At 45.3% G+C, this 23,210-nt stretch carries 20 protein-coding genes; 5 read left to right on the forward strand and 15 right to left on the reverse strand.

Translation table 11 applies throughout. The annotated features are described in order from the left end of the window. Position 1 precedes the first annotated feature (1 nt). The gene (gene hrpB / locus N746_RS0100410; protein ID WP_029933386.1) at positions 2–2,524 is read right to left on the reverse strand and encodes an ATP-dependent helicase HrpB; all 2,523 of its coding nucleotides are present in this window, start codon (positions 2,522–2,524) and stop codon (positions 2–4) included. A 307-nt stretch (positions 2,525–2,831) separates the two neighbouring features. Here hrpB and N746_RS0100415 point away from each other — a divergent pair, with 307 nt between their 5' ends. After that, positions 2,832–3,323, forward strand: a complete 492-nt coding sequence (locus N746_RS0100415; RefSeq protein WP_029933387.1) for an outer membrane beta-barrel protein — start codon at positions 2,832–2,834, stop codon at positions 3,321–3,323. Between the two features lie 168 nt (positions 3,324–3,491). On the opposite strand, the gene queF is transcribed toward N746_RS0100415, so the two are convergent. Next, complete coding sequence (gene queF / locus N746_RS0100420) at positions 3,492–4,316, reverse strand: NADPH-dependent 7-cyano-7-deazaguanine reductase QueF (protein ID WP_029933388.1); 825 nt, start codon at positions 4,314–4,316, stop codon at positions 3,492–3,494. A gap of 103 nt (positions 4,317–4,419) precedes the next feature. On the opposite strand from queF, the gene N746_RS0100425 reads away from it, so the two are divergent. Beyond that, positions 4,420–4,632 carry a hypothetical protein gene (locus N746_RS0100425; RefSeq protein WP_245603306.1) on the forward strand — a complete coding sequence of 71 codons (213 nt, stop codon included), beginning with the start codon at positions 4,420–4,422 and terminating at the stop codon, positions 4,630–4,632. Between the two features lie 7 nt (positions 4,633–4,639). On the opposite strand, the gene N746_RS0100430 is transcribed toward N746_RS0100425, so the two are convergent. The 9 genes from N746_RS0100430 to hemC form a co-directional block, all read right to left on the reverse strand. Then, complete coding sequence (locus N746_RS0100430) at positions 4,640–5,500, reverse strand: hypothetical protein (protein ID WP_029933390.1); 861 nt, start codon at positions 5,498–5,500, stop codon at positions 4,640–4,642. A 177-nt stretch (positions 5,501–5,677) separates the two neighbouring features. Continuing rightward, the gene (locus tag N746_RS0100435) at positions 5,678–6,190 is read right to left on the reverse strand and encodes a ferritin (RefSeq protein WP_029933391.1); all 513 of its coding nucleotides are present in this window, start codon (positions 6,188–6,190) and stop codon (positions 5,678–5,680) included. Between the two features lie 114 nt (positions 6,191–6,304). After that, positions 6,305–8,335 carry a TonB-dependent receptor family protein gene (locus N746_RS0100440; protein ID WP_029933392.1) on the reverse strand — a complete coding sequence of 677 codons (2,031 nt, stop codon included), beginning with the start codon at positions 8,333–8,335 and terminating at the stop codon, positions 6,305–6,307. Between the two features lie 79 nt (positions 8,336–8,414). Continuing rightward, positions 8,415–8,684, reverse strand: a complete 270-nt coding sequence (locus N746_RS0100445; protein ID WP_038125787.1) for a hypothetical protein — start codon at positions 8,682–8,684, stop codon at positions 8,415–8,417. A 6-nt stretch (positions 8,685–8,690) separates the two neighbouring features. Next, positions 8,691–8,864, reverse strand: coding sequence for a hemin uptake protein HemP (hemP, locus tag N746_RS10750; RefSeq protein ID WP_081835949.1), 174 nt, complete (start codon positions 8,862–8,864; stop codon positions 8,691–8,693). A gap of 237 nt (positions 8,865–9,101) precedes the next feature. Beyond that, the gene (locus N746_RS0100455; protein ID WP_029933394.1) at positions 9,102–10,283 is read right to left on the reverse strand and encodes a heme biosynthesis HemY N-terminal domain-containing protein; all 1,182 of its coding nucleotides are present in this window, start codon (positions 10,281–10,283) and stop codon (positions 9,102–9,104) included. Continuing rightward, a complete protein-coding gene (locus N746_RS10290) occupies positions 10,280–11,182 on the reverse strand; it encodes a hypothetical protein (RefSeq protein ID WP_038125789.1) in 903 nt (300 codons plus the stop codon). The genes N746_RS0100455 and N746_RS10290 overlap by 4 nt, the downstream gene beginning before the upstream one ends. Continuing rightward, a complete protein-coding gene (locus N746_RS10515) occupies positions 11,175–11,939 on the reverse strand; it encodes a uroporphyrinogen-III synthase (protein WP_051678416.1) in 765 nt (254 codons plus the stop codon). Before N746_RS10515 ends, N746_RS10290 begins: the two co-directional genes overlap by 8 nt. 45 nt (positions 11,940–11,984) lie before the next feature. Continuing rightward, complete coding sequence (gene hemC, locus N746_RS0100470; RefSeq protein WP_029933396.1) at positions 11,985–12,917, reverse strand: hydroxymethylbilane synthase; 933 nt, start codon at positions 12,915–12,917, stop codon at positions 11,985–11,987. 96 nt (positions 12,918–13,013) lie between these two features. Between hemC and N746_RS0100475 the strand changes: the two genes are divergently transcribed. Both N746_RS0100475 and argH read left to right on the forward strand, forming a co-directional pair. After that, complete coding sequence (locus N746_RS0100475; protein ID WP_029933397.1) at positions 13,014–13,556, forward strand: thioredoxin family protein; 543 nt, start codon at positions 13,014–13,016, stop codon at positions 13,554–13,556. An 18-nt stretch (positions 13,557–13,574) separates the two neighbouring features. Further along, entirely contained in the window at positions 13,575–14,966 is a 1,392-nt protein-coding gene (gene argH, locus N746_RS0100480) for an argininosuccinate lyase (RefSeq protein ID WP_029933398.1), read from the forward strand. Positions 14,967–15,200: 234 nt separating this feature from the next. Here argH and N746_RS0100485 read toward each other — a convergent pair whose 3' ends face one another. After that, positions 15,201–16,223 carry a porin gene (locus N746_RS0100485; RefSeq protein WP_029933399.1) on the reverse strand — a complete coding sequence of 341 codons (1,023 nt, stop codon included), beginning with the start codon at positions 16,221–16,223 and terminating at the stop codon, positions 15,201–15,203. 177 nt (positions 16,224–16,400) lie between these two features. Continuing rightward, complete coding sequence (locus N746_RS10520; protein WP_051678417.1) at positions 16,401–19,106, reverse strand: bifunctional diguanylate cyclase/phosphodiesterase; 2,706 nt, start codon at positions 19,104–19,106, stop codon at positions 16,401–16,403. A gap of 205 nt (positions 19,107–19,311) precedes the next feature. On the opposite strand from N746_RS10520, the gene N746_RS0100495 reads away from it, so the two are divergent. Further along, on the forward strand, positions 19,312–20,994 hold the full coding sequence (locus tag N746_RS0100495) for a BCCT family transporter (protein ID WP_051678418.1): 1,683 nt from the start codon (positions 19,312–19,314) through the stop codon (positions 20,992–20,994). Positions 20,995–21,003: 9 nt separating this feature from the next. Here the strand turns inward: N746_RS0100495 and N746_RS0100500 are convergent, their stop codons facing one another. Then, complete coding sequence (locus N746_RS0100500; RefSeq protein WP_051678419.1) at positions 21,004–21,288, reverse strand: hypothetical protein; 285 nt, start codon at positions 21,286–21,288, stop codon at positions 21,004–21,006. A 78-nt stretch (positions 21,289–21,366) separates the two neighbouring features. Further along, positions 21,367–23,163, reverse strand: a complete 1,797-nt coding sequence (locus N746_RS0100505) for a Na/Pi cotransporter family protein (protein WP_029933403.1) — start codon at positions 23,161–23,163, stop codon at positions 21,367–21,369. Positions 23,164–23,210 lie beyond the last annotated feature (47 nt).

Raw genomic sequence — 23,210 nt, forward strand, 5'->3', positions numbered from 1 at the left:
ATTAACGCCGTGGCTTAATCGAGCGCCCCGGCGCTTCTTCAAGCGGTTTATCTGGCCAACGGTGTTTTGGATAGCGGCCTTTCATGTCTTTAATCACCTCAAAATAGGAATTGCGCCAGAAGTGGGCTAAGTCAGCGGTGGTTTGAATCGGGCGGCGGGCGGGCGAGAGCAACTCAAACGTTAAAGGTTTTTGGGCCCAAGCTAATAAAGGCGAGCTGAGTTCGCCAAACACTTCTTGCAACTGAATTGATACTTTCGGATCGTAACTGGCGCTGTACATAATCGGCACCGACTTTTGAGATGGTGCACTATAAAACGCCGGCGCTTCGCGCTCTAAAACTTGCTGCTGTTCGTAATCCAACAGAGCCTTAACAATCTCTAGCATATTTAATTTCTGTAAAGCTTTAACCGATCGAATACCCAATAAATAAGGCGAAAGCCAGCGTTCGATATTAATCGACAACCAGGCCTGGTCGTAACTTGGCCAATCCACATTAAAGCTGGCTAACCAGCGTAAGCGACTTAACCAATGTTCGGCCTTTTCTGTCCAAGGCAATAAATCCAAATGCTCCGCCAATAACGCCAGTAGGGCGACTTCAAATTCTTCAGCGCTAATCGAGTCGGCGGATTTTTCACTTAAAATCAGTTTGCCCAAACCACGTTGTTCACTTGCCACCAATTCACGTTTTTTAGGGTCAAACTTTAATCCCACATGGGTTTTGATCTGAGCCGCAAAGGTCGATTCCAACTGTGCTAAATCAAGCGGTGCAGCTAAATAAATGCGACCTTCTTGACGTTGGCCGTCTAGATTTGCAATCGACAACCAGGCCTGGTGGCGCAAAGGATCATCCGGTTTTAGGGTTGTGCCTTTACCATTACGCATCAGATAACGCGGCTCGTCGCCCTTGCGACGTTGCGCAATCCGGTCCGGGAAAGCCAAAGCGACTAACGTGCCGCTATGTGCTTCCATTTGTGCCAAACTGTGGGCAATTGGCTTTGAAAAGTTTAATTTATTACGCCAGTCTTCGACATTCTTTAACGCCTGCTCGATCGCCGGAATATGAATGTTATATTCGCGTTTGGTTTGCTGACGATCTTGACGATAAGCCTGCAATACCATTAACCGTTTCACCAAATCGGCATTCTGTGCGCTGGGTAAAATATCCGCTTCCGCCAATAAGGCCGCGATATCCAATGCCAAGCTTTGCTGTTCTGGCGCTTGGTTTTGCACACTTAATAACATGCGCGCCAAACGCGCATTCAGCCCTAAACCCTGCGCCGCCTTGCCTGTTTCGGTCAAGCCGCCATTTGGATTTAAGAGTTCCAGATGCACTAACAAGTTTTTCGCTGCCGCATAATGTGCCAAAGGCGGTGGAGTCAGCCAGCGTAATTCATCCGGCGAACTCACACCCCACTGAGCCAATTCCAAACATAAATCGGATAAGTCAGTTTGCGTGATTTCTTCCTGGTCAAACGCCGCCATTTGATTTTGCTGGCTTTCCGACCAAAGCCGAAAACACACCCCCGCCATCAAACGTCCAGCGCGACCTTTACGTTGTTCAGCCGCCGCTTGCGAAATGCGCTGGGTAACGAGCCGTGTCATACCGCTGGACACGTCATATATCGCTTTACGCGCCCAACCGGAATCCACTACCGCATCAATGCCTTCGATGGTTAAACTGGTTTCGGCAATATTGGTGGCCAACACAATTTTTCGCCGGCCTTGTGGATCGGGCACGAGTGCGATTTCTTGCTGATCGGCGGACAATTGACCGTATAAGGCACACACCACCAGGCCTGGTGATATGGTTTCTTGCAAAAGATTTTGCGTGCGTTTGATTTCAGCCTGCCCCGGCAAAAACACCAATACATCTTGCTGGCTGTTTTTAAGCGCCTGAGTGATGAGTTGTTTTAATAAGGCCAACCAATCGTTCGGGTGGGTGGATGTTAAAGATTGGGGTAAGTAATGGGTTTCGACCGGAAAACTGCGCCCCTGAGAGCTTAACACCGGCGCGTTATTTAAAAACTGACTCACCGCTTGAGTATCAATCGTGGCCGACATCACCAATAACTTTAAATCATCACGTAAAGCCGATTGCACTTCTAAACACAGCGTTAACGCCAAGTCAGCATGGATCGAGCGTTCGTGAAACTCATCAAATATCACAAGCGCGACATCGTTTAGCTCAGGATCAGACTGTAAGCGGCGGGTTAAAATGCCCTCGGTAACAATTTCCAACCGGGTTTGAGGCGAGACTTTACGCTCATTACGAATTTGATAACCCACGGTCTGGCCAACCTTTTCGCCCAACTGATGCGCCAAATAATTCGCAATCGAACGCACCGCCAAACGACGCGGTTCCAGCATGACAATTTTTTTACCCGCCAGCCAATCGGCTTTTAATAACGCCAAAGGCACCGCCGTCGACTTCCCCGCCCCCGGTTCAGCTTCAAGCACCAGGCCTGGTGCTTGCGCTAAAGTCGACACAATCTGTGGTAATAAAGGCGAAATGGGTAAAGTCATAATAGTATTCTTATTCACCACAAAACTCTGTTCAAACAATTAAATATCCAGCTAATTTATATTTTCATCGAAATGGTAACTAACATGACCTATGTATTTTCGCTACATCAAATCATCAATATACTCAAACTTTAATTCTTGATTTAAGAGTAGCAGACCGAACTTTTTTTAGAAAAATTAAGGTCACATAAAACCTGAGCATCATTTACAAAAATACGCAGAATTTTTATTGAAAAATGTAATCTTGCATAATAAACTTCCAAATTCACTCATATGGGTGAAATTAATACTAATACAAGTTGTAAACATGAAATTAAAACAGTCTTTAGCGGCTCTTATTGTTACTGGCTTAATTACAACAAGCCCTGCAAACCTAGCGGCCGATTTAAGTTTAAATGTCGGTGGCGGTTTTTTACTTGATATTTCAAATCGGATTCATGGTGAAAACCAGCCATTTTTTAATTTTTACTACAATAAAGAAAAGTCCGACATTTATACATTAAACTCAGAAAAAGCTGACTACGTCTCATATGGCATCGGTGCAAACTATAATGTTTCAGTAGTTAATAATCTCGATATGTTTGCTGGCGTGGGTATTGGATTTGCTCAACACACTTCATCTAACTATAAGTCTGATGAAACCAACTCAGGCTTGACCTACCAAATCGGTGCTACCCTTAAATTAACAGACAATGTAGCCGTCAACGCACGTTACTTAAATCGTCCGGAAAATGGGTTGTCGGGACTTGAACAAGACGGTGGCTCGGCTGCCAGTGCAGGGGTTTCGTTCCTTTTTTAAAAGCCATAAACAAAGTGGTTATTAAGCCGCTTTGTTTATGACAATTTTTTAACCTCTCAACTTATATACCTGATCGGATAATCTTGCTTACTGTTCTAGTCAAGTAATTACTGAATCAAATACTATCCTCAACCCTCTATAGCTTCATATATCGCACGTTTTAAACCATCACTGGCGCACAAAACGTGGCATGGCGTAGTGGGATTGGAAGTTGGAACGGTAGGGGTTAATATCTAGGCCACCGCGGCGAACATAACGAGCATATACCGTTAACACATCGGGATCGCACATTTTTTCGATGTCGGTAAAGATACGCTCAACGCACTGTTCGTGGAACTCATTATGATTACGGAACGACACAATGTAGCGCAACAACGCCGCACGTTCGATGCGTTTACCGCGATAACGGATCACGACTGTCGCCCAGTCGGGCTGACCTGTAACCAAACAATTAGATTTAAGCAAATGGCTGTATAAACATTCATCGACCTGCTGATCCATCGTAGTCAGTAATTGCGGATTGACCTCATAATCGGCAATTTCAATATCCTGATCGTCTAGACAAATGCCATCCTCCAGATCAGACACCAGGGTTTGGGTTTGCTCGATGGGGTGAATAATGACCTTCACTTTGCCACCACTTGCTTTGGACAAATCCTGTTCCAAACGATATTTAACATCCACTTGTGTGCCAAACTTAGTGCCGTTAAACGAATTAAGGTAAAGTTTAAACGACTTCGATTCGATAATATTCGGTGTGTCAGACGGAAATGCAAACTCACCAATCGCTACCATGGGCTTGCCTTTGTTGTTTAACCAAGACAATTCATACGCCGTCCAAACATCCGCGCCGTGAAATGGCATCACTTTTCCAGTTAAACCTAATTCTTCTCGTTTTAGCTGACGTGCAATCGGAAACAATAGGCTGGGATCATAATCTTGGCAATAACCGGAGTGTTTGCCTAGTGGGCTATTTTGTATAGGATCGGACATAGTTTTCTCTCGCCTCTTATCGGAGCTGAATAGTGATTTATCATAATTCTATCACTCAAGACAAAAACCGATCACGTACAATTTAATTTAGGATTTATATTTTGTGCGGAGATCACACATGCTAAGTGCGTTATTTTTAGGAATTGTTATCACGTTTGGTTTATTGGGCGGCTTATGGTTAGGCTTTAGCCAACTGCGCAAACGCCCGGGATTTGAAAAGTTTAATAGCCGTGAAGCCAATAAACGTATGCTACAAATGACTTTGCTGATCTATGTTTGCGGTTTTGGCTTGACGATTTATTTTATGCTCAACTAATAAACACTTAAAACTGATAACTTAACCTCAGCGCCGCGCCCCAAGTTGGCAACATGGTATAGGTATCTTGTTTATTACCATCGGCATCAAATACCGTAAATTCATAGAGGGGTGAAAAACGTAGACTGCTGGTCACACTCCAATGCTCGGCAGGTTGGTATTTCAAGGCGACATCGGCCTGCCATGCATCAATTTCCCCATAACCATCCGCCGCAATTTGGCTGTCTTCGGCTAACTTCGCCATAATGGCATTATTCACCAGGCCGGCGCTAAGCTGCCATTGAGGTGTAAAGCCGTAACCAATATAACTACGTGGATAACCTAATAAGCCGCTCCAACCCAGAGGTTCGCGCATTCGATAACTAAAACCAGCCACGGGTAAAAAGCGCGAACGTACCGGATGATAACTCATTGCCGCACCATAACTCAGCGCCCAGCCATCTTCTAACTGGCGAATCCACATGGTAAATAAGCTCAAGCTTAGCGAGTCGTGGGTTTGATCCTCATAAGTCATGCCCACGCCCAGCGAGCTTAACCAACGAATGTTTTCGCTCCACTTATACATATAACGCGCGCCTAAACGCACCGAATGCATGTGATCAATGGGCGCATTTTGCCCGTCTCCAAATGGCAATTGGTCTAGCTCTTTCCAGTTTAAACGCCAGCGCTCGTATGACACACTTGCCAACGCATTGGACACTTCGAGCCTATCGGCGCCGAACGCAAACTCACCGCCCTCATTACGCAAAGAGGTCGAGTTCAAGTAGCGGTGCTCTATTTCAACTTTGGGTTTAAAACTGGGACGACCGCTGGCAAGCACCAGGCCTGGTAATAGACAAATCAATCCACTCACGGCAATTAAACGCATAAAAGGCTCCAAAAAACTCTATCCACGATTATATAAAACAATAACCAGCTCGAGATAAAAAATAGACACGCTGTAAAAATGAAAAAACCGGTTTAAGCTAAGCTTAAACCGGTAAACGTAAGGATGAAAAAGAGGAGGCATAAAAAATATGCCCTATAGAAGATACACAATCAACTTCTAATGAGGGTGCGCCTGAGCTGAACGCTGTAAAAACTGATTGATCAGATACATCGCCTCGCCCGTTTCACCTTTAAACGCAATCAGTTTGACCTGATCTAGAATTCCACGGAATAACACTTCTTCTTCGCGCTGTTCAGCAATAAAGAATTGCAACATATTAAAGGTATTGAAATCTTTTGAGTCCAATGCCATTTCGGCTAAATCATGAATCATCGCCGTCACTTTTAATTCATGTTCAAACGCTTTGTTGATTACCTCAACCAAACTCTTAAACTCGGTTGGTGGTGCATCCACTGCGCCGACCGTCACAGGCGCATCACACTCAATCAAATAATCGATAATTTTATCGCGGTGCGCCAGTTCTTCCGGTACATGTTGACGAAAAAACGCCGCCGCACCTGACAAACCCTGATCTTCACACCAGGCCGACATCTGCAAATACAAGTTTGACGCGTACATTTCTGCGGTCACTTGTTCATTCAGTTTTTTAATCATTTCCGGCTTTAACATGGTTTTTCTCCTTCGTTAAGGCTTAAATATAAATTCATCAATTTCATTATAGTCATAGTCGACTCAATAAAAAAAGGGCTTAGGAAGCACAAGCAACCTAAGCCCGTCGGAGGATTAGAACTTATACTTGGCACCCAACTCAAAAGAACGCTCTGGACCAGCATAAATACCTTGACGAAGGCTGGCGATGTAATGCTCGTCCGTTAAGTTTTTCACCGCACCAAATACACTCAGTTGCTTATTCACGGCATAGTGTGCGTTCAAATCAACCGTGGTATAAGAATCCAACTTGCCTTTAAAGAAGCCCGAGGTATTTTCTTGCAAGGCTTCAGTATTCGCTGCATCGGTATATTGTTCACTAATGTAGTTAGCTGACAAAGCGGTTTGTAAACCACCGGTTTTATAACCTAACTTAATATGCGCTACTAATTCAGGGGCATAGGTCACACGATTACCATCATTGTCACCATCCACAAACTTGGCATCTGGCACGTAAGTGGCGTTCGCATCGAAGCTTAAACCGGCACCTAAATCAAAGCCAACGGCACCCTCAATCCCTTGATGCAGGGTTTTACCGCCATTTGCATTGACAAAACCGCCGCTATTAGACGGAATCACTTGGTTTTGGAAATCCATACGGAAAGCGGCTAGCTCGTAACTTAAATCTTGGTTCGCCCCGCGCACACCAATTTCGATATTGGTTGAACGTTCGGCTTCCAGTTTCTGATCGGTTCCACCGTCAATTGCATCCGCGTTTTGCGCCGGTGCAAAGGCTTTATAAACACCACCAAACACCTGTGCCATAGGTGCCGCTTGGAAAGTCGCACCCACACCTGGCATTAACTCAGTGTTGGTGGTTTTTCCATCATTGGTATTGTCTTGCAAGTCATCCGTTCTTTGTACATAGCTTTCGATACGTAAGCCCGGTGTTACCGCTAACTTATCATTAATTTCAAACCGGTTTTGACCATAAAATGCCATGCTAGTGGCTGACTGTTCGACATCCTTACTGAGGGTTCCTGAGCGCGGTTGTGCGCGAGTCGCCAAAATTTTTGTGTCTTTCATCATTTCGGTATCAAAACGCACACCTAATTCAGTTTGGTTATTTAAACCCAATAACTGATGCTGGATGTTTAAACGCGAATCAACCCCCTGACGTTCAAATGAACGGTTATTACCCGCCACATCATCCGTATAAACCCAACTGTTTGCTGCAGTGGATGCCGCTGTATCCACGCCATAACGCCAGTAATCCCGATATACCTGACTCCAGTAAACCAAGGTATTTAATTTAATATTAGGGCTTATTTTCAATTCATGGTTAATGTCGAATGAATCACGTTCGGTTAAAAAATAATCATCCGGGGCGGGATTGTAGCTAACCTCATTTTCAAACTCCTCTAGAAATAACCCGCGATATGAAATATTAGCGTCATTATCATAATGCGTAAATTTCGCGCTCACCCACTGATTATCGCCCAATGCCATACCGCCTTTTACCATCAAGTCGTTCATTTTGAAGTCTTTATCTTGGAAGCCATCACTTTCGGCTTTGGTGTAAACTAGGCCACCAAAGGCTTCACCTGATGGTGCACTGCCACCGGCTTCAATCGTAGTTTCTTTGTAGTTGTCACTGCCCACTCGACCGGAAATCGCTACGCCATCTTCAGGTGTTTTGGTTTTATAGTTAATCACCCCACCAATGGTGCTAGGCCCATAACGCAATGAGGCCGCGCCTTTTAATACTTCAATGCTTTCCATGCGTTGAATACGCGGATTGTAATAACGCGCATTACCGACAAACAAGCCCGGCGCAACCGGTACACCGTCTTCTAATACAAGGGTTTTAGAATCGGCCGCGCTCAAACCTCGCATGCCGATATTCACAACTACCGCACTTTCTTCTTCCGGTTTAATCACCAGGCCTGGTACTTCTCTCAATGCATCTTCAGTCGACATAGGCTGCATAAGCTCTAGATCTTCTTTGGTCACAATGGACACCGCTCCAGGTTGCTTGGTGGCATCTTCGACGCCTTCACCGACCACATCAATACGAGGCAATTTATTTTCGGCATAAGTTGGTGCGGCCATAATCGCCGCCATGCTGACAAACAAGGTTTTAAGTACGAGTTTTTGAGTTGACATAACGTTCCTTAAGCAAATTTCTCAACACTTGGCTGGCGATTTAAAAGCTGGCTAATGTGTCTTTTAACAAATAAAAAATTTAGTGGTGCGCAATCGAAATTAAATTCGTTGCCATAAAATTGATCGTATGGCGCGACTTTTGACACTGATCTTGGTGTGGACACTGGGCACACAAACCTTCCACGCAGGTTTGCAAACACAAACGTGCAATCGCATCACGGCTGTGCGTATCCGAACAATTTAGATCGGCGGCACATAACACCCCTAGACGAAACAACTCAGCTAATTTTTGTTCGGAGAGTGACAGATTAATTAAGCTTGCTTGTCTATCCATATCCTGTTTATTCATGGCCGCCTACTTGGTCAAAATCAGTTTGTTTTCTTTGGTGACACATAAACGATATTGCATATCACCATGTTGGATCATCACCTGCTTTTTACCCGCCAAAATACTTTGGCTATCCAGCGTTCTAGCACAGCTGGATGCGTTCGATTTTGCTGAATCATGAGCAGATTTACCTGACGACATGGGGTCTCCAATTCGTAAAACTTAATATAAATGAGAATTAACATCAATTGCGTTGGTGCATAATAATCAACATAATAATCTGTGTCAAATGATAATGAATATTATTCTAAAAATTTTCGAACGGTGATTGTGATTCAGTGGACTAGCGGGTTTTATGCAACCGCTTATTTAGAAAGATTAGTGATATTTGCGTGTTAATAAGCTTGCCAACATAACGCGGCGTTATGTTGGCTTTAGTTAAGTTTTGCTCGGTGGATCAAGCTGTAGCATGGCTTGTTTGTATACTAAGGCGGCTTGCGAATCCTGGCCTTCGGACTCATAACATTGCGCCAATACATGAAAGGTTTCCAATTCTGGGCGCAAACGCAAACTTTCACGCAAATAACCGTGCGCTTGCCCCCATAGCTGACTTTGGCAAGCCAACCGCCCCAAGCTGAGCAACAACACGGGGTCATCGGGATGGTCTTTTAACCAGGCCTGCGCCTTTTTAAGCCGATCAAACGCCGGCCCGAATTGGATTTGGCCATACAAATACACCAAACGCTCATCCCATTGAGTTTTAATCGCTTTTTCTAGCCACTCGGCCAAGCCGTTGAACTGTTTCACCTGTAGACAAAACTGGACATATTCCGCCATTACTAAAGGATTCAATTTTTGCTTGGTGCTTAAACCTTGCCACTGAGATTCTAAATCGGTATGGTTGGCCGATTTAGCCAAACGCATCGCAACCACCTCGGTTTCCAAACCGTCCAACTCATCCCGATTCAGCCCAGCGTGCTTTTTAATCGCGGGCATTAATTTCATTAGGGTTTCGGCCTGTTTTTGTCGACGCAAAAGTGCGACGTATTCACTTAACACCGCACGATGATTAGGTTGTAAGCGATGCAGTTCACTTAAAATCACCGCCGCCGTACCGGCGTCTTGCTCTTTAATTAAACGAGCTTCCACCAAACCAATCGTGAGGGCATCTTCTGGGTAGAGTTCACGCGCCTGGGCTAAATACTTATCGCGTCGTGCACTGGCTTGTTGCATATCCGCCATTTTAGCGGCGGTTAAATAATGCACCAAGCCGTTTTCGCTGAGTTTGGCGGACTTGATCAGCTGCTTTTCAGCTTGCGCCCAATCCGATTCTTCTTGTGCAATGAGGCCTTTTGACAAGCTCATTTGCGCTTGGCGATAACGTTTTACTTGGCGGCGTTTTCGCCAAGCCTCGGGTAACCCTTTTAACCATAACCAAACGCGTATCAACGCATAAAACACGATCAACAATACAATCAGAGCCGCCAAAACAAAGCTAACGCTGGTATTAATTTCCCATACATCCCATTTAAGCGTGACTTCGCCCAAGTTTAATAAGGCCAAGCTGGTTAAACTGACCGCAAAGATTAAAAGCAATCCCCAACCGATTAGTTTTTTCATTGCGCCCCCTCATTCGTGGGTTCTGGATTAGGCTCGATGGATTCATCCGCTGGATGTTTTTTAATGCTGAATAGTTCATTAAAGCGCGAAAAAATACCTTCGAGTTGCGGTGTAATTTCGTCCACGGCTTCTTGCACCTTAGGTGCCATACGCGCCATCCAATCCGCTTGGGTTTGAGCGAGATTCGCCAACTCGTCGCTCAAGCTTTGTATTTCGGATTGCAGGCGTTGCTTGTCTTGCTGCCACTCTTCTGACTCGACATAGCCTTCAATTTCTGACAATTCTTGTTGGCTGCGCTGGTTCAACTGGGCTAAATCTTCGCGTAGGGCCTGTAACCCAGCCTGCAAATCTTGCTTAGCTTGTTCTAAGTCTTCGCGTAACTTCGGATCATCAATCTTAATCACCTTATCGTCCGATTCCGAAAAGCCAAACATCGCCTCACTGGCTTCGGTTAAGCGCAACTGCATTTCTTCTAACTGCAATTGGGTGGTTTGTTGGCTTTGCTCAAGCTCGTCTAGCGCAACTTTCCAAGCCTCTTGGGTTTGACCGAAATCCGTCATTTGCTGTTGTTGGCTTTGCAATTTGTCGGACAGTCCTACTAGCTCGGTTTGATAGGCTTTTAGTTGCTGAGTCAAGTCCGTCTGAGTAAGGGATTGTTGTATATATAACCAAGACGCCAGCGCCAAGGCAAACGCAATGCCCGACACCAATAATATAATCCAAATTAAAAGATTCGAAGCCCAGCTTGGGCTAGTGAAACGCGAAGCTTTTACACGTTCGGCTTTATTCGATTTTTCAGCTTGGTCAGACTCGGATGGATTGGATGATTTGGATTCCGCCTCCACAAACTCACCTTCCACCACATGATGTTCGGCTTTGGGGGTAATGGGTTCACTCATGGCTTTCTCCTAAAGACGTAGCGTGACGTTGCAACGTGTCCACAATCGCCGCATCGCTTGAGGTGGACGTGACCAGAATGGGGCCACTAAACCCTAACTTGCGTGCGGCGTTTTGAATGCGCTCACTAAATACTATCAGACTTTGACGAAAGCACCAGGCCTGGTCGGTCGGATTTTGCACCGCCAACGACTGACAAAACGCCTCCAAGCTGCTCACGCTGGTAAATAACATCACTGGCATTTCGGCTTGCTTAAACACATCCCAAACGGGTTGACAAAAAGGCGCGGATTGGCGCTGGTAAACTTCAAAAAAATCCACCAACGCGCCCTGCTCGACCAGGCTTTGCGCCAGATGCTCACGCCCGCCATCACCTCGCACAATCGCCACACGCAAATCATTGGGTTTCGCAAACACCGCCAAACTCAACATGCCTTCGGAATCAAATGTGGCTGGCAAAGGTGCTAAATTTGGCCAGCCTTGTTGTTGGATGGCTTGCGCGGTCGCGTCGCCCACCGCGACCAAAATTGCATTACATTCAGCGGATAAGTTAAGCGATTGCTGAGCAAAATATTCAACTGCATTACGACTGACAAACACCCATACATCGTAATCATCCCATGCGGGTTGATGGCTTAAAGTTTGAGCTTGAATCTGCAAACTCGGGCAATCCAAACTCACAAAACCCGCCTCAAGCAGGGCTTGATTCAAGCACCAGGCCTGGTGCTTAGGGCGCGTGTTGAGTAAAGTCGGCATCATAGCTTTATCTGCCTAGTTGGGTTGTACCACACGAATTGATCGCGCTTAAGCCTGCTCGCTATAAAGTTTTTGCAGGATTTCACGCGCGCCATCTTCCAGCAACTGTTTACCAATATCACGCCCTAACTCTTCCGCTTGGGCGGCCGGTGCGCGGCCTTCTTTACGCACAATATGCGAACCGTCGGTTTCTGCAACCAAACCGCGCAACCAAACTTCGCCACCTTGCAGTAAAGCATAACCACCAATCGGTACCTGACAGCCGCCGTCCAGCGTATGATTCATCGCGCGTTCGGCGCGCACGACGGTTTCGGTATCAGAATGGTTTAATACCGCCACCAACTTCTGAGTATCAATATCATCGGCTAGGGTTTCAATCCCCAGTGCGCCTTGTGCCACGGCCGGTAAACACAACTCCGGTGCCATGCGATCACGAATACGATCGTGTAATTCCAAACGCTCTAAACCGGATGTCGCCAATACAATTGCATCATATTCACCCGCATCCAATTTGCCTAAACGCGTGCCCACGTTGCCGCGTAAAAAGCGCACTTCTAAATCTGGACGGATAAACTGGAACTGCGCTTGGCGACGTAAACTGGAGGTGCCCAATATCGCGCCTTGTGGCAAGGCATCCAAGTTTTCATATTTATTTGAAACAAACGCATCGGTCGGATCATGGCGCTCCATGATCGCACTTAAAACAAATCCTTCTGGCAACTCCATTGGTACATCTTTCATCGAATGCACGGCTAAATCAGCCTGACCGGATAACATTTGATCTTCTAATTCTTTAGTGAACAGACCTTTACCACCAATTTTCGCAAGCGGTACATCCAATATCTTGTCCCCTTTGGTGCTCATCGGAATCAATTCCACCACCAGACCTGGGTGCGCTTTTTCAAGCAGTTCTTTAACAAATTCGGCTTGCCACATCGCGAGTGGGCTTTTACGAGTTGCGATACGTAAGGTCGTCTTCATAGTCTGTTCCATTTATGTTTAAGCCACACATTTTACTCAAATGCCACAAGGATTTTCGCTAAAATGGTTTCATTATTAAACGAAAGGCAAGATATTATGCTAAAACTTATTTTTACCCTAGTATTATCCAGCCTGATATTAGCCGGTTGTGATCGTGAAGCTCAGGCCAATAATCTAAAAGAAATGGACGATTTTGCTTGGACCGCTCAACAAGCACGCGAAAAAAACATTCCGATTATGATTATGTTTACCGCTGAATGGTGTGATTTTTGTCATCAACTGAAACGCGAGGTATTGAACCCGATGTTGCTGGGCGGCCTTTATGAAGATTATGCGGTGATTATGCGCCAGGTGAGTGTGGACTCGAGCGCACCGCTTAAATTTTCAGACACGGAAACCATAGCTAAACAAGACTTTGCTAAGCTTTATAATGCTGATATTACGCCCACACTTATTTTTGTCGACTCAAGAGGCTTGCCGGTAGGTGACCGTATTGTTGGGGTATCCGATACACAATTATTTGCCGCAATGATTCATCGCTCAATCAATCAGGCTTACGAAAAAATGGGCAACCCCATGGAATTACCCGCTTCTCCTGAACAGATGCGTCGCCCGTTACCCGGCTTCCCAGAAAAATAATTAATTTAAAGGTGTGTTATGACACAAAATATCAACCAAGAAAAACTTTCAAGTGGCCGTTTTAGTGAATCAACCGATGCGTTTGTTGAAGAGTTTACCGCTTCGATTCAATTTGATCACCGCATGTATCGCCAGGATATTCAAGGCTCAATTGCCCACGCCCGCATGCTTTATAAAGTCGGGATTTTGAATGCGAAAGAAGAAGACGACATTATTAAAGGCTTGGAGCTGGTTCAAAAGGAAATTGAAGACGGTGAAATGATTTGGTCAATTAAACAAGAAGATATTCATATGAATATCGAATCGCGTTTAACCCAAATGATTGGCACCACCGGTAAAAAACTCCATACCGGTCGTTCGCGTAATGATCAGGTCGCGACCGACATTCGTTTATATGTGCGTGATGAAATTGACTTTATTTTGACGGAGCTGAAACGTCTGCAACAAGGCATTTTAAGTGTCGCGGAGCGTGAAGCCGATACGATTATGCCCGGCTTCACTCATTTACAAAGCGCGCAACCCGTTACCTTTGGCCATCATATGTTGGCTTGGTACGAAATGATCGTACGCGATGTTGAACGTCTACAAGACTGCCGCAAACGCGTAAATACTCTTCCGCTCGGTTCTGCCGCCCTAGCCGGCACCACCTACCCGATTGATCGCGAATACACCGCCAAACTATTGGGCTTTGAGCGCATTAGCCAAAACTCATTGGATGGCGTATCGGATCGAGATTTTGCGATAGAGCTCACGGCTTGGGCGGCGACCTTATTAATGCATATGTCGCGCTTCTCGGAAGAGTTGATTCTGTGGTCTTCGGCGCAATTTCAGTTTATTGATTTACCGGATCGTTTTTGCACCGGCTCCTCAATTATGCCGCAAAAGAAAAACCCAGACGTGCCAGAGTTGGTGCGTGGCAAATCGGGTCGTGTATATGGACACTTAATCAGCTTGCTAACTTTAATGAAGTCACAACCACTGGCATACAACAAAGACAACCAAGAAGATAAAGAACCTATTTTTGACACAATCGACACCGTTCGTGGTTGTTTGCGCGCTTTTGCCGACATGATTCCGGCTATGCAAGTGAAACGCGAGATGACTTATGAAGCCGCCAAACGTGGATTCTCAACTGCCACCGATTTGGCCGACTATTTGGTACGCAAAGGCCTAGCTTTCCGTGATGCGCATGAAATTGTAGGCTTGGCCGTTGCTTATGGCGTGAAAAATCAACTGGATTTATCTGACATGCCGTTGGCAACCCTACAAGGATTCAGCGACAAAATTAGCGAAGATGTGTTTGAAGTTTTAACCCTAGAAGGTTCGGTCGCGGCACGCAACCACCTAGGTGGCACCGCCCCCAAACAGGTCAAAGCCCAAGTTAAAAAAGCCAAAAAGGATTTGGCTTAGCCTTAACCGCTTCACTCTGAACAAAGCGCGAACTAAAGGTTGCGCTTTGTCATCCTCAATATCCTCATCACCCAACTCAATCCGCAAACCAGAAGACGTATGTTTGTTAGGCTTATACCAGGCCTGGTAGTACTGAGTTGTTTGCTCCTAAAACAAAAAAACCCCGCCAAGGCGGGGTCTCTGTGCCAATCATAGGCACACAAACAAAACTAACTAGGAAAACACAAAGCTCAATTAGAACTTATGCTTGATACCAACTGCGATGTCGGTTAAATCATCCGTTGAACTCATCATGTTTTTGTCTGCAGACACATATTCAACGTATGCCGTTGTTGCTTTAGCTAGTTTGTAATCAACACCGAACGCCATAGATGTGCCGTCGTCTTTTGTGCTGTCTGCAAATGCCACCATTGAATACTTGGCTTTAGGCATAAATTTGCCCATTTTATAAGCCACGCCAAACTGCATGTTTGAACCTTCAGTGGCCGCATCAGCATCTGCGCCATCATCAAATGTTTGGTAAACAACGTTCGCAATCATACCTGATTCTGCATACTGAGCTGACAAACGCATTTCTGTGTAAGCTTCGTTGTTAGTTTGGGTTTCGGCACCCCAAGTGTTATAAGCCAAAGCAGCATAAATGCCTTTTTTGGTTGAACCATAAGTTACGGCGGTAGACAAAGCATTTGTTAACGATGATTCTGTTTCTGACTCATTTTCTGCAAGGGTCGTTGTATCATCAACTGCAAGATCACTCATACCCGCAATCATCAATTTAACACCACTCATTTCTGGTGAGGTATACATCAATACGTTATCTGAACGCATTTCGCCAGCTTTTTTACCTAAACCGCCCGCCATAGACTTTTTACCCATGTCACCATAAGTCGCATCCCCAAATAAATCTTTTGGCTGTGACTTTTTGAATGGCGTATCGTGACGGCCAACCAATACTGTACCGAAATCACCGGCTAAACCAACATAAGCATTACGACCAGACAACCCTGAAAAACCTTCGGCCACATCGACGCCGAATTCCATTTTGTAGATACCCTTAAGGCCGTTACCTAGGTCGTGTGAACCCTTAACACCAATACGTGAATCACGATCAGTTGTTTTCATGCCTTTATCCGTGGTGCTGTTAATGGCGGCGTTGATTTGACCGTATACGTCTGGACCCGATTTAGCTTCTTCAGCCATAACAACAGGTGCCGTGATAACAGAGGTGATCGCTAGAGCAAGAATATTTTTCTTCATGAGTTTTTCCTTATTCAATAAAAATTAAACGCGTTAATTTGAAACACGCGATAACTTTACGCATTGCAACAAGGTCGCTTGTTAAGGTTTTGTGAACTAAGGTGACGGTTTTTTGAAAAGCTACGCATAAGCACCAGGCCTGGTGCTTATGCTGAGAGGTTAGGACGCTAAAAAAGTTTACTGACTGTTTAGATAAATAATAAAGTCGTGATAAGGCAAGGGGCGCGCAAAGTAATAACCCTGAAAATCATAACAACCTTGCGAAATAAGAGTCTGTCGCTGTTCTTCAGTTTCAACACCTTCTGCTAACACATGCAAACCTAAGGCTTTACCCATTGCGATAATGGTGTCGGTTAGCACTAAGCTGCTGGCTTCCTGTCCAATATCATGCACAAAACTTTGATCGATTTTGAGTTGATCTAGCGGTAATCGTTTAATGCTTGATAGCGAAGAATACCCGGTACCAAAGTCATCCATCGAAAACAGGACGCCGCGCGTTTTAAGCTGCTGCATTTTTGCAATCGTGTCTTCCAAGTCGTCCATTACCATACTTTCAGTAATTTCCAACTTTAACTGACCAGGCTGAAGTTGGAAGTGATCCAGCCAATAGCTGACCTTCTTAACAAAATCGGCTTGGCGCAACTGACGTACGCTGATATTCGCCGACAAGGTTAAATGAGTAAGAGAAGGTTGATTTTTCCACTCACTTAAACGACGACAAGCTTGCTCCAGCACCCAATCACCTATCTCAATAATTAAGCCACTGTCTTCAGCGATAGGAATAAATTGCGCCGGAGAAATAAGCCCTTGTTGAGGATGACGCCAGCGTATCAAGACTTCCGCACCACTGATTTGGTTTTGATCGTTCAGCTGGGGCTGATAATACAGTTCAAGCTGTTTATGCTCAATCGCATAACGCAAATCTTCTTCTAACCCCAGACGGTGCTCTAACGCTTCTTGCATCTCAGGATCAAATAAACGAATCGTATTACGACCCGCATGTTTAGCTTGATACATGGCGCTGTCAGCATTTTTTAACAATTCATCCAAGCTAATTTGATGACCGCGGAACAACGCCACTCCAATGCTCGGGCTGCTGAAATGTTCATAATCTTTCAAGTAATAGGGCTTATTTAAACAATCGCGAATTCCTTCCGCTAAATGCTCCATTTCAAGCGAAGCTTTTTGCTCATCTCGACTTAATTCTTCATACAGAATCACGAATTCATCCCCCCCTAAACGCGCAACCGTATCAGATTCACGAGCCTGTGTACTCAAGCGTGCCGCTACTTCCAATAACAGCATATCGCCAACATCGTGGCCTTTAGTATCGTTGAGGGTTTTAAAGTTATCCAAATCAATAAACAGCAAGGCGCCGTAGTGACGTGTGCGTGCGCTGATCGCTTGTGCGTGCTCTATTCTTTCCACCAGTAATCGGCGATTGGGTAACTCGGTAAGCGGATCATAAAACGCCAGTTTACGTATTTGCTCTTCGTCTTCTTTACGCTGGGTGATATCCAAAAATGCACCCACATAATGTGTCACACTGCCTTTCTGATCGTATACCGCAGTAATCGTCAACCATTCAGCATAGAGTTCTCCATCTTTGCGGCGGTTCCAAATTTCACCTTTCCAACTGCCGTTGGTTTTAAGGCTTTGCCACATCTTTTGGTAAAACTCTTTGGATTGACGACCGGAACTTAAGATAGCTGGTGTTTGACCTATCACTTCTTCAGGTTCGTAACCAGTTAGACGGGTAAAGGCTTTATTAACCTTTAGAATCTTGCCTTCCGGGCTGGTGATGGTAATGCCCTCTTGCACATCAAACGCGGTCGCGGCAATGCGCAATTCTTCACGGTTACGTAATACCGAAAACAACGTCCAACCAAGTAGAACAATTAAAATGGTGGTGACCGAGACATTATTCACCAAATCTTGATTCAGCCCGTCCAATAAGGGCGCGGGCGACAAGGCAACTAAATAGGCGGCGTTATGTCCTTCAATATCGTTGATTGCCAAAAAACTTGCGACTTGATATTGACCGTTTAACCGGAAAGGCAAAGCAAAACTTTGCCCGAGCTCCATATTGCGCAATACATAGGTATTAGTTTGTAACTTTTTGCCAGCTTGATGCGCATAATCGGTTAAATCGGTCGAGGCATTCGGCAACTTTTGCTTTGGATTTTCTTGCAACCAGGCCTGGTTGAAGAAGCTAGGCACATAATAGGATTTATAAGCTTCAAACACCGCCGCCTGTACACGCCAGTTCAGTACCAGCGCGTATTCGCGAGAACTATCCAACAATGCAATGTCTTTGCGTAAGGTTTCAAACGCATTACTAAACTCGACCGAACCTAAATGCTGACCATTATGAATAATCGGATAAATACTGCGAAAACCCGGTAAAACTCGCCCCAGCTCAAAACCCGATGTTGGATTTAAATGGGTATTGGACAAACGAAACGATTCACGCAAACTGGTTAAATCATCCCCATATTCTAGCGGCGAGTGCATGCGCAATAAGCTGACATTATTCGGCAGCGTAAACTGAAACTGATGCACGCCTTGCTGCGAAAGTTGATCGTAAATCGGTTTTAGTTGCTCAAACAAAGCCGAGCGTGCTTGATCTCGTTTGGACGGGATTTGCGCTTTTTTCAAAAGGTCGAGAATAGCCGGCTGCATAATATAGGTTTGAAAATACGCATCTTTGCCGCGTTGCTGCAACTGCTGAACAGCTGACCAGGTCACGTTTAGATCAGCAATTTGGCGCTGGGTATAGTTGTGCTGCTCTACATCCACCCGATAAGTAAAGTAATAGACACCTAAGCTCCAAACCGTGATCAGCAATAGGCCAATTAAGATGGCCAAACGTTTAGTCGACACACTTACTCCAATTCACCAAAATAGCCGCCCCTATCGATAATTAAGACTTAAATTCTTCTTATGAGTCAATCTGTTAACCAATTATACAATCTAACATTGTATGAAAAAGGATTATAGCAGGCTGAATTAAACCCTATATTTGACCTTTCACTTATATAAGCCTTACTATAAAAAACCCTCTCTATTCTTATTTAAAGGCAAGTTTATGTATAACCAAGCCAGAACCGGTGTGCTGAAGGGCATGAACCCTCTTTTAACCGTTTCATCCTTTGTGATGATTGGCTTGGCATTAGTATTTGTCGGATTTTACACCCAGCAAAGTGCGGACGTGATTTATGGCTTGCGCGATTTTTTAAATCCGTTTTTAGAATGGTATTACGTCGCGCTGGTGGCGTTTATGTTGTTCTTTATGATTTGGCTGGGCGTGGGTCGTTTTAAAAATGTACGTTTAGGCAATGACGACGAACAACCTGAATTTAGCTTTTTCTCTTGGATTAGCATGTTATTTGCGGCCGGAACCGGTATCGGCATTTTGTTCTGGTCGGTCGCGCAACCGATTATGCAATTTCAAACCAATCCCTTTATGGATCATGGTATGACGCCCGAAGCCGCCGTGATCGCGATGCGCTTATCATTCTTCCATTGGGGCATAAATGGCTGGGCCATTTTTTCGTTTGTTGCCTTGGTAATGGCCTATTTTGCATTTCGGCACAACTTACCCCTAACGGTTCGCTCCACTCTTTATCCGTTGCTAGGCGAACGTGTACGTGGACCAATTGGTGATATGGTCGATTTGCTAGCTGTATTTGCCACAGTGTTTGGGATTGCCACCACCTTGGGCTTAGGTATCCAACAAATGAATGCCGGCCTGAACCAAGTATTTGGTTTAACCGACTCCTTACAACTTCAACTCACTGTTATCGCTGTGGTTATGGGGATTGCGACCTTCTCGGTTTTATCCGGCGTTAATCGCGGTGTGCGCTTATTGTCTGAACTGAACTTCTGGCTGAGCTTATTGGCCGTAAGTTTTATGTTGTTGTGGGGCCCGACCCAATACTTAATCGGCTTAACACTCGAAGCCACCGGCGATTATATTCAAAACATTATCCGCATGACATTCCACACGAACGTCACCTATGGCAGCAGCTGGCAGGCTGATTGGACCGTGTTTTTTTGGGGTTGGTGGCTAGCTTGGTCGCCCTTTGTGGGCATGTTTATCGCACGTATTTCTCGCGGCCGAACCTTTCGTGAATTCGTCGCGGGTGTCTTACTTGTACCCACCGGGATCACGATTATTTGGATTGGCTTATTTGGCGGTACGGCCTTATACCAGGAATTATTTGGCATGGGTGGCGTGATTGCCGCGGTCGAACAAGATGTATCGACCGCCTTATTCGTGATGATTAATGGCATGCAGCTCGGCGCCATTGCGCCTTGGGTATCAGGCCTATTGCTCTTATTAATTGGTACCTATTTAATCACCTCGGCCAATGCTGGCACTCTAGTGATTAACACCATTTTATCGGGCGGGGATATCAATCCGCCGGTTTTGCATCGTTTTATGTGGGGGGTATTTTTAGCGTTATTAACGGCCGTGTTGCTTGTCGCTGGTGGATTATCGATTTTACAATCCGCCGTCATCGCGGCCGCCATGCCATTTTCGTTGATCGTATTGGCGATGATTGCCAGCCTATTACAAGCGCTGAAACAAGAGAAATTCGCTGCACGCACGGGTGGTCGCAGTATATCGCCGGCCGAACCATGGGCTATCAGCGAAATCACCGACGATGAGGCTCGTGTATTTGAAAAAGTTAAAGCCGCACATGAGCGTTTAGGCACTCGCACTGAATCTGATGAAACTGGGCCAGAAGAAGATAAAAAATCTTAAACCAGACCTTTAATCTGATGTAGAACCGTCATTTGAACTGGTTTCGCGCCCAGCGCGCAGTACAAGCAAATGTTGTTTGCCTTTGGCACGTTGTGCCCGCACAACATCCAGTTTGTTTTGCAGATTTTCACGTGCCTCAGCGACATCGGTGACCTCTAGTTGCGCAATCAACTCTTGTTCTTTCTGCTTCAATTGTTTTAAGATTTTTCGTAGTGATTTCAAGTCTTGGCGCTGTTGTTTCAGATCAGCATTAAAAAAATCCATCAACTTTTTGAGCATTTTCTTAAGTTTCATCACCGTCTCCTTGGGTTTGGCGCGAATTGAACAGGGTATTTAATTCAACAACCGGTAACCTCGAATACAAACCTCAGCCTAACCATTTTGTGCTTTTGCCAAACTTTCAATTTCTTGACTGTCGAGCGCGAGGGTTTGTGAACTGCGCATATCGGGATCGATCAATAAAGCACGCGCCGCTTTAATTAAATGCTTAGCTAACTCCATGACATAACTCTCGTCGTTCATGACCGAGGTGGCAACCTGAGCTTGAATATGACGGCTGCGAATCAATTCGTCCAAACTATCCATAAGTTGCTGACTGGATTTTTCTTGAGCCAGTGTAAGCGCATCCAATGATAACGAGGTGACATTTTCAGGATGTTTCAAAATATCGCGTAATTCGCGCAATAACTTAGCAATTTGCAAACGCATCGTATCATATTGCTCACGCACCGCTAACTGACTCGACACGCCATAACGCGACAAGTTTTTATGCATGTGTTTCATGGCTTTGGTGGCTTCAACAATACTTCGACTGGCTTGGCGCAACACATAAAGCTCTTCGGTTGCTTCACGCGTCAACTCTCTTGTTTGCGCCTCGCCAATAAAGGCCACGATTGCGCTGTGCAAACTTTTGATTTTGTTTTCATAGGCATCATCCAAGTCCAGCGGCATAATACGACGCGTGTACTTAACCGCATCAGCCAACGACTCATCTGAATCAATCACCGCGCGGCGCAAACTGATGCCGTGCGCCAATAAACCATAGGCATTATCAAACAGGTGTTGCACTTCTTTACGCACCGCGCCGACTGAAGTTGACGGAGTCTCAAGTGCATCTGGATACAAGTACAAGGGTTGCTCTGAACCGGCTGGCACAAAATTAATATAGCGAATCAACGCGGCCTCTAACTTGTATAGAAACGGCCACAATAACAGCACGCCGAGCAAGTTAAATAAGGTATGAAATAACGCGAGTTTTAATAAATAGTTATCGTCATTAATGCCCATCCAAGCCGCCATATGATCAACCAACCAGATAAATTGATTGATAAAACTAATCGCGACCACCGCCGTGATCACATTAAACACCACATGCGCGACCGCTAAACGCTTGCCGCTTAAATTCGCCGCCAAACCGCCCATTACTGTAGTGATCGTCGTGCCTAAATTGGCACCAATTGCGAGCGCCAAGGCATTTTCGTAACTCACCTGCCCGGTTGCTAGGGCCGCAATAATCACCAATAAAGTCGCATGACTCGACTGCATGATCACCGTCACCACCATGCCGATTAAGGTAAACAGCAACACACCCACCAGGCCTGGTAGCGCGTATTGCGCCAAGTTCACGCCCGACTGAAACACCTCAAAACCAGATTTCATGTAGTGAATACCCAGGAACAAAAAGCCAATCCCCAGCAACACATAACCCAAGCCTTTCAGTGTTTTGCTTTTTTGCATAAACAAGATCACACCAAACACAATCGCGGGCATGGCATAAGCACCAATATCCACTTTTAGACCAAAACCGGCAATCAGCCAAGCGCCCGTAGTCGTGCCAATATTGGCCCCCATAATAATGCCGATACCCGCCGCCAAGGTAATCATTTCGGCGCTGACAAACGATAGGGTAATTAAGGAGACTAGCGAACTGGACTGCATTAAGGTGGTGGCGGTCATGCCAAAGGTGACACTTTTCCAAGATCGACTGGTCGATACGCGTAACAAACTTTCTAGCGTACCACCGGTAAACGCCTTAAAACCTTCTTCTAAACAAACCATGCCGAATAAAAACAACGCAATGCCGGCGGCGATTTCTTTAAAATCCGGACTAATCCAAAAGCCATAAGCCAACAAAACTAAAATTACCGGAAATAAAAAGCGTTTTAGCATGATGTGTTCTCAATAAAAGCGTTAATGAATGCCCAAAAGGCTGTCCT

The organism is Thiomicrospira pelophila DSM 1534 (genome assembly GCF_000711195.1).
GTDB lineage: Bacteria > Pseudomonadota > Gammaproteobacteria > Thiomicrospirales > Thiomicrospiraceae > Thiomicrospira > Thiomicrospira pelophila.

Bases quoted from the DNA above. Each gene is read 5' to 3' on its own strand.
- N746_RS0100415 (WP_029933387.1), top strand. From the start codon at position 2,832: ATGAAATTAAAACAGTCTTTAGCGGCTCTTATTGTTACTGGCTTAATT.
- N746_RS0100485 (WP_029933399.1), bottom strand. From the start codon at position 16,223: ATGAAGAAAAATATTCTTGCTCTAGCGATCACCTCTGTTATCACGGCA.
- N746_RS0100500 (WP_051678419.1), bottom strand. From the start codon at position 21,288: ATGAAACTTAAGAAAATGCTCAAAAAGTTGATGGATTTTTTTAATGCT.
- hemP (WP_081835949.1), bottom strand. From the start codon at position 8,864: ATGTCGTCAGGTAAATCTGCTCATGATTCAGCAAAATCGAACGCATCC.
- N746_RS0100495 (WP_051678418.1), top strand. From the start codon at position 19,312: ATGTATAACCAAGCCAGAACCGGTGTGCTGAAGGGCATGAACCCTCTT.
- hemC (WP_029933396.1), bottom strand. From the start codon at position 12,917: ATGAAGACGACCTTACGTATCGCAACTCGTAAAAGCCCACTCGCGATG.
- N746_RS0100440 (WP_029933392.1), bottom strand. From the start codon at position 8,335: ATGTCAACTCAAAAACTCGTACTTAAAACCTTGTTTGTCAGCATGGCG.
- N746_RS0100430 (WP_029933390.1), bottom strand. From the start codon at position 5,500: ATGCGTTTAATTGCCGTGAGTGGATTGATTTGTCTATTACCAGGCCTG.
- N746_RS10290 (WP_038125789.1), bottom strand. From the start codon at position 11,182: ATGAGTGAACCCATTACCCCCAAAGCCGAACATCATGTGGTGGAAGGT.
- hrpB (WP_029933386.1), bottom strand. From the start codon at position 2,524: ATGACTTTACCCATTTCGCCTTTATTACCACAGATTGTGTCGACTTTA.
- argH (WP_029933398.1), top strand. From the start codon at position 13,575: ATGACACAAAATATCAACCAAGAAAAACTTTCAAGTGGCCGTTTTAGT.
- N746_RS0100445 (WP_038125787.1), bottom strand. From the start codon at position 8,684: ATGAATAAACAGGATATGGATAGACAAGCAAGCTTAATTAATCTGTCA.
- N746_RS10515 (WP_051678416.1), bottom strand. From the start codon at position 11,939: ATGATGCCGACTTTACTCAACACGCGCCCTAAGCACCAGGCCTGGTGC.
- N746_RS0100505 (WP_029933403.1), bottom strand. From the start codon at position 23,163: ATGCTAAAACGCTTTTTATTTCCGGTAATTTTAGTTTTGTTGGCTTAT.
- N746_RS0100435 (WP_029933391.1), bottom strand. From the start codon at position 6,190: ATGTTAAAGCCGGAAATGATTAAAAAACTGAATGAACAAGTGACCGCA.
- N746_RS0100455 (WP_029933394.1), bottom strand. From the start codon at position 10,283: ATGAAAAAACTAATCGGTTGGGGATTGCTTTTAATCTTTGCGGTCAGT.
- N746_RS0100475 (WP_029933397.1), top strand. From the start codon at position 13,014: ATGCTAAAACTTATTTTTACCCTAGTATTATCCAGCCTGATATTAGCC.
- queF (WP_029933388.1), bottom strand. From the start codon at position 4,316: ATGTCCGATCCTATACAAAATAGCCCACTAGGCAAACACTCCGGTTAT.